Raw genomic sequence first — 6,399 nt, 5'->3', positions numbered from 1 at the left:
CTCTGCCCCCTGGACCCCCGCTCCTCAAACGCCGGAGGGGCTGATTTTCAGCCCGTCCGGCGTTTGAGGACGAGGCCGCAAGGCCGATAGCGGGGGTCTGGGGGCAGAGCCCCCAGGTACAGGATGGGACGGGTAGGGGCGGCGGGGGCGAAAAAGGCCCCCGGCACCCGAGGCACCCTCGGCGAGACGTCGCGTCTTGTCGCCCTGCTAGGTTCGACGCATGGCCAAGAAGTCCGCACCCGACAAGCCCGCCCCCGACTCCACCCGCCGCAGCGAGAAGTCCCGCCGTGCGATCTACGACGCCGCCCTCGCCCTCGTCGGCGAGATCGGCTACCCCAAGACCACGATCGAAGGCATCGCCGCCCGCGCCGGCGTCGGCAAGCAGACGATCTACCGCTGGTGGTCCTCGAAGGCCGAGGTGCTGATGGAGGCCTTCGTCGATCTCGGCGCCCGTACGGCGGAGGCCGCCGGTCAGGCGGAGTGGGAGCAGGCCGACGGCATCCCCGACACCGGCGACCTCGAAGCGGACCTGAAGGCGGTGCTGCGCGCCACCGTCGACGAGCTCAACGACCCGCGCTACGGCGCCCCGGCCCGCGCGCTCGCCGCGGAGGGCGTGGCCGACCCCGCGTTCGGCGAGCAGTTCGTCGGCGAACTCCTCATGCCGGCCCTGGAGATGTACGTACGCCGCCTGCGCGCCGCCCAGGACGCCGGCCAACTACGCGCCGACATCGACCCGTACATCGCCCGCGACCTGTTCGTCTCGCCGCTCGCGCAGCGCTGGCTCCAGGGCACCGGCCCGCTCGACCACGCCTATGCCGACACCGTCGTCGAGTACGCCCTCCACGGCCTCGCCCCGCGCTGAGCCTCCCGCCCAACAGAGCCGTCACCGAAGCCGAGCCGTCACCGATGCCGAGCCGTCACCGGAGGTGAGCCGTGCGGAGCTGAGCCTCCACCTGTGGCTCCACCGGGTGGCGAGCCATCAGGGCCGGCGCGTCCGTGATGATCCCGTCGCAGCCGAGCGCGAGCGCCCGGTCGCGCTGCGCCGGGGTCACCACCGTGTGCGCCCACACCCGCGGGATGCCGGATCTGACGGCCCGTACGAGATCGGTGTCGCGGGCCTTGTAGTCCACGTCCAGGACATCCACGAACCGTGCCCACCGCTCGGGCCGGTCGGTGCGCATCTGCCGTGCCGAGCGCCACAACTGGGCGATGAGGCCCATGTGGTGGGCGTGCAGGGCCACCGCCGGACGGTTGGAGTTGACCAGCACCGAGCGAGCCAGCCCGCGCTCCTTGATCATCGCGGCGAGCGCCCGCAGGCTCTTCGGGTCCTTCGCCTCCAGCATCAGCACGATCCGCCCGCCGAAACGATCCAGCACCTCGGCGACCGTGGGCGGCCGCTCCGTACGCCAGTTCCCCGGCAACGAGGCCTCGGGCCGCAGCCGTACGCCCTGCCAGTCCCGAAGGCCGAGTCCGCGCACCGGGCCGCCCGTAAAGGTGGTGCGGTCCAGCGTCGGGTCGTGCATGACGACCATGGTGCCGTCGCGCAGTATCCGGGTGTCGAAGTCGAGTACGTGGGCCGTACCGCTCTCATAGGCGGCCATCAGCCCCGACATGCTGTTCTCGGGAACCTCGAGGGCGCCGCCGCGGTGCGCGGTGCGCACGATGCGGGGGAGTGAGGCCAACGTCACCGGGCCCGCGCCCCATTCGAGTGGGGTCGGTGCCCTGCCCGGTCCCGCGAGCGCTCCGATCTGCCGTACGAGCGCCTCGGCCTGTTGCACGAGGGCCTGGGCCTGTTGGCCGAAGGCCCCGTTCCGGTGCGCGAGGATTCCGGCCGGTCCGGCAAGGGCCTCGCCGTGTCTCACCAGGGCTCCGGCCGATCCCGCGACGGCCGCGTCCGGCCCCGCCAGGGCCCCGCCCGCTTCCGCGAGAGCCCCGCTCTGGACCGCCAGGACGAGCGAGATGAGACCTGCGACACCCGTCAACACGGTCTTTGTGATCATCGTGACCATGGCGACACCGTAGCCAGGCACATCATGTCAAAGTACGTAATGACACTCGATCTCTACTCGCGCACGCATCGCCCCACCTACCCCGGATGGGGCCCCCTGTCCAACGGAACGCGGGAGGGTGGGACCATGGGGCATGCTGTCCGCACAACAGCGAGGCGAGGGGATCGATGAGCGCAGAGTTCGGCCGCCGCTCGGGCAGGCAGGGCAGGATGTCCCAGTGGCTGCGTGGCCGCCGTCCCCGAACGGAGCCCGTCGAGGGCGCGGGACGTGAGGATCTGCTGCTCGCCGCCGCCGGCGCGGGGTTGCCGCTCGCGCCCGCCGCCCATCCCTCTGGCTACCGGTGTTCGTGCGACCGCGTCGGTTGTCCCACTCCTGCCCGGCACCCCGTGTCCTTCGCCTGGCAGACCCAGTCCACCACCGACCACGCGCAGATCGAGCGCTGGGCCCGGCATCAGCCGCAGGCCAACTTCATCACCGCGACGGGCATGGTCCACGACGTCCTCGACGTACCGCTGGACGCCGGCCGTGAGGCACTGGAGCGGCTGCTCGCCTCGGGTATCGAGGTCGGCCCCGTCGCCGAGTCCGGCGGTGACCGGATGCTCTTCTTCACGGCCACCCGCGGTACGCCCGAGGACGAGGACGAGTGGTGGCCCTGCGAGTTGGACTGCCACCCCGAGACGATGGATGAGCACCCCGGCCTGCGCTGGCACTGCCGTGGCTCCTACGTCCTCGTCCCGCCCGCCCAACTGCCCGGCGATCTGACGGTCGAGTGGGTGCGCGGACCCGAACACCCGCTCCCGGACCCGCTGTCGCTGCTCGAGATCCTCACGGACGAGTGCGCGCGGTACGCGGGTGAGGAGCGGGACCACGTGGCGGCCTGGCCCCACCGGCGCTGACCCCCACGGGGGGCTGACCCTCGCAGGGCGTCACGGCCCGGCCTCGCCGCCCTGCCGTGCCTACTCGCCCTTGGCCCCCGTCAGCCCCTGAATCCGGCTGAGGAACGTGACCTTCTGGTCCGCGGCACTCTTCGCCGGGTCCAGCACCGCCTGGTTGGAGACCGACTCCAAGGTGACGGACTGCTTTGCCTCGCCCGTCATCAGGGCCTTCACATTGGGGTCGGGGACGTTGAGCGGGGAGCCCGGGGCCGCCGTCTGCTTCTCGTAGTGGCGGGTGGAGAAGAACACCAGCGCGCCGCCGTCCGTGGTGCGCAGCCCGACCGCGGCGTAGTCGCCGGAGGTCAGCGGCTCGTCGATGTACTGCCGGGCCAGCCCCGGCCGCTTCGCGTTCTTCTTGCGGCTCTCCCGCCACGCGGAGGTGTTCGTTCCGGGCGCGAAGGTGTCGCCGCCGTCGCGCAGATACGTCGTGTACGACTCGGCGAGGTCCTGCGGCCGGACGGCCAGGTCCGCGGCGTCCGCGGTGACCGGCTCCGCCCAGCCGTCCTTGTCCTTCTTGAACTCCGGTACGTCGTCGGCGCCGAGGATCGTCAGGTACGAGACCTCCCACACCTCGTCCGGGCCGCCCCGGGTGAACACCAGCAGCCAATGAGCCTTGGTGGAGCCCTTGTTGGCCCGGGAGTCGGCGACGAACCAGCGTGGCCAGCCCGCCTTCTTGGGGATGGTGAACTCGGTGTCGGTCAGCTTCAGCGGCACGTAGTCGGGATCGCCGCCCGGCTGGGTCTTCTTGCCCGCCCTGAGCTTCGCGCCGTCGATGTCGGCGAGGGGACCGGCGACCCGGTCCGCGTCCAGGGACTGGTCGTAGGCCTTGTTGGCCTTGTTGTACGCGGTCGTGAAGTCCTTGAGGGCGCGCGCGGCCTCGGACTTCGTGGACCCGGGGAGTACTTCCCGCTCGCCGTGCACCACCATGCACCCGCTCGCCGTCACCGACAGCACGGTGACCGCTGCCGCCGACGTGGTCAGCCTGCTCAGCCTGCGAAGTGTCTGCGGCGTCTTCATCGGATCGTCTTCACCTTCCCCTTCCCGGAGGCGAACCCTACCGGGACCGGGAAACGCGCCGTCGCCGGGATCACGTACCGCGCCCGCACCGTGATCTTTCCGTGAGGCGGCCAGGTCACGCGGGCGGGTCGGAGGGCGGACACTCAGACCTTCAGACCTTCAGACCCCAGACCTCCAGATCCTCAGATCCTCAGATCCTCAGATCCTCAGATCCTCAGACCCCCCAGCCCATCAGACCTCCTCGCGGACCGGCGGGGCAGCCTTCACCTTGCCGCTGCCGCCGGGCCGTGACGGTGCCAGGAAGAAGGCCAGCGTCGGCACCAAGTACAGGGTCCACACGACGACTTGGAGCACGGTCGGGTCCGGCTGGAAGTTGAAGACACCCTTCAGCACCGTGCCGTACCAGGTGTCCGGGGGGATGGTGGTGCTGATGTCGAAGGCCTTGTCCGCCAGGCCGGGCAGGAACCTGGCCTCCTGAAGGTCGTGGAAGCCGTACGCGAGAACGCCCGCGGCCACGATCACCAGCATGCCGCCGGTCCAGGTGAAGAACTTGGCGAGGTTGATGCGGACCGCGCCCCGGTAGAAGAGATAGCCGAGCACGACCGCCGTCGCGATGCCCAACAGGACGCCGATCAGCGGCCCCTGGGTGCCGTCGCTGGACGCGCGCACCGACGCCCACACGAACAGCGCGGTCTCCAGGCCCTCCCGGCCCACCGCCAGGAACGCGGTGGCGACCAGGGCGCCCGTGCCCATCTGCAGCGCCGCGTCCAGCTTGCCGTGCAGTTCGGCCTTCAGGTGACGGGCCGTACGCCGCATCCAGAAGACCATCCACGTCACCAGGCCGACCGCGACGATGGAGAGCGAACCGCCGAGGGCCTCCTGTGCCTCGAACGTCAGCTCCTGGGAGCCGAATTCGAGCGCGCAGCCGAAGCCGAGGGCCAGCGCGACCGCGACACCGATGCCGATCCAGATGGGCTTCAGCGCGTCCCGGCGTTCCGTCTTCACCAGATAGGCGATGAGGATGCAGACGACCAGGCTCGCTTCGAGTCCCTCGCGCAGGCCGATCAGATAGTTGCCGAACACGGCCTACGCCTCCTTGGAATCCTTGGAGAACAGCGCCCGGCCCCACCAGTCGTCCTTGTCCCGGACGCCGGGCGGGATCGCGAAGATCGCCGAACCCACGTGCTGGATGTACTCGTTGAGCGCGTCGGTGGCCAGACTGCGCTGCACCGGGATGAAGCCCTCGCGTACGTCGCGCTGGTACGCGAGGAAGAACAGGCCCGCGTCCAGGCGGCCGAGCCCGTCCGTGCCGTCGGTGAAGGAGTAGCCGCGGCGCAGGAGCGTCGCCCCGTGGTTGGAGTCGGGGTGGGCGAGCCGGACGTGCGCGTCCGGCTTCATCGCCTTCAGGAACGGCTTGTCCCGTTCCTTCGCCTTGCCGACCGGAGCGCCCTCGCCCTTGTCGCGGCCGAAGATGTCCTCCTGCTCCTGCAGCGAAGTCCGGTCCCAGGTCTCGATGTTCATCCGGATCCGGCGCGCCACGAGATACGAACCGCCGGCCATCCAGCCGGGGCCGTCCTTCTCGTCCACCCACACGAACTTCTTGAGGCGACCGCTCTCCGTTCCCGCGATATTGCGGGTGCCGTCCTTGAACCCCATGAGGTTACGAGGGGTCTGCGCCTCCGGAGTCGTCGACGACGTCTTGCCGAAGCCCAGCTGGGACCAGCGGATGACGACCTTGCCGAAGCCGATCCGGGCGAGGTTGCGGATCGCGTGCACCGCGATCTGCGGGTCGTCCGCGCATGCCTGTACGCACAAGTCGCCGCCGCTGCGGTTCTTGTCGAGGTTGTCGCCCGCGAACTGCGGCAGATCCACGAGGGCTTCCGGGCGCCGGTCGGCCAACCCGAACCTCTCGAACAGGGAGGGCCCGAAGCCGACCGTCAGGGTCAGCCGTGAGGGCTTGAGGCCCAGCGCCTCCCCGGTGTCGTCCGGCGGCGCCTCGGCCAGCCCGCCGTACGCGCCCTCACCCACCGTGTGCCCGGCGGTCATCCGCCGCGCGGCGGCCGTCCAGTCCTTCAGCAGCTGGACGAACTCGGCCCGGTCCTCGGTCTTCACGTCGAACGCGGCGAAGTGCAGCCGGTCCTGTACCGGCGTCGAGATGCCCGCCTGGTGCACTCCGTGAAAGGCGACCGCGGCGCCCGACTCGGCAGCCGTCGGCTCGACGTCGTCGCCCGTACGGGTCATCGCCGCGGCGCCGCCGGCCGCGGCTGCGCCGAGCGCGAGCCCGGCACCGCCCCAGCCGATCAGCGAACGCCTCGACGGAGCACGGGAGGTGCCCGCGGCGGCATCAGTGGTGTTCGTGGAGTCTGCGGCCTCGGTGGTGTCCGTGGAGTCCGTGGACTCCGTGGTGTCTGTGGAGTCCGTGGTGTCCGTCATGGCGG

6 protein-coding genes are annotated in these 6,399 nt (G+C 70.6%); 2 read left to right on the top strand and 4 right to left on the bottom strand.

Translation table 11 applies throughout. The features are described from left to right. Positions 1–220: 220 nt before the first annotated feature. On the top strand, positions 221–862 hold the full coding sequence (locus FE633_RS29015; protein ID WP_138048136.1) for a TetR/AcrR family transcriptional regulator: 642 nt from the start codon (positions 221–223) through the stop codon (positions 860–862). A 55-nt stretch (positions 863–917) separates the two neighbouring features. Here FE633_RS29015 and FE633_RS29010 read toward each other — a convergent pair whose 3' ends face one another. Further along, positions 918–2,009, bottom strand: a complete 1,092-nt coding sequence (locus tag FE633_RS29010; RefSeq protein ID WP_342791220.1) for a glycerophosphodiester phosphodiesterase — start codon at positions 2,007–2,009, stop codon at positions 918–920. A gap of 167 nt (positions 2,010–2,176) precedes the next feature. Between FE633_RS29010 and FE633_RS29005 the strand changes: the two genes are divergently transcribed. Continuing rightward, entirely contained in the window at positions 2,177–2,905 is a 729-nt protein-coding gene (locus FE633_RS29005) for a bifunctional DNA primase/polymerase (protein WP_138048135.1), read from the top strand. 60 nt (positions 2,906–2,965) lie between these two features. Here the strand turns inward: FE633_RS29005 and FE633_RS29000 are convergent, their stop codons facing one another. The 3 genes from FE633_RS29000 to efeB form a co-directional block, all read right to left on the bottom strand. Beyond that, positions 2,966–3,961 carry an SCO2278 family lipoprotein gene (locus FE633_RS29000; protein WP_138048134.1) on the bottom strand — a complete coding sequence of 332 codons (996 nt, stop codon included), beginning with the start codon at positions 3,959–3,961 and terminating at the stop codon, positions 2,966–2,968. A 231-nt stretch (positions 3,962–4,192) separates the two neighbouring features. Next, the gene (gene efeU, locus FE633_RS28995) at positions 4,193–5,044 is read right to left on the bottom strand and encodes an iron uptake transporter permease EfeU (RefSeq protein WP_138048133.1); all 852 of its coding nucleotides are present in this window, start codon (positions 5,042–5,044) and stop codon (positions 4,193–4,195) included. Between the two features lie 3 nt (positions 5,045–5,047). Beyond that, positions 5,048–6,394, bottom strand: a complete 1,347-nt coding sequence (gene efeB, locus FE633_RS28990) for an iron uptake transporter deferrochelatase/peroxidase subunit (RefSeq protein WP_138048132.1) — start codon at positions 6,392–6,394, stop codon at positions 5,048–5,050. Positions 6,395–6,399 lie beyond the last annotated feature (5 nt).

The sequence above is a fragment of the Streptomyces montanus genome (genome assembly GCF_005786655.1).
GTDB classification, from domain to species: Bacteria; Actinomycetota; Actinomycetes; order Streptomycetales; family Streptomycetaceae; genus Streptomyces; species Streptomyces sporangiiformans.
The sequence above is the reverse complement of the archived record's forward strand: the minus strand, read 5'-3'. Positions and strand labels throughout refer to the sequence as shown.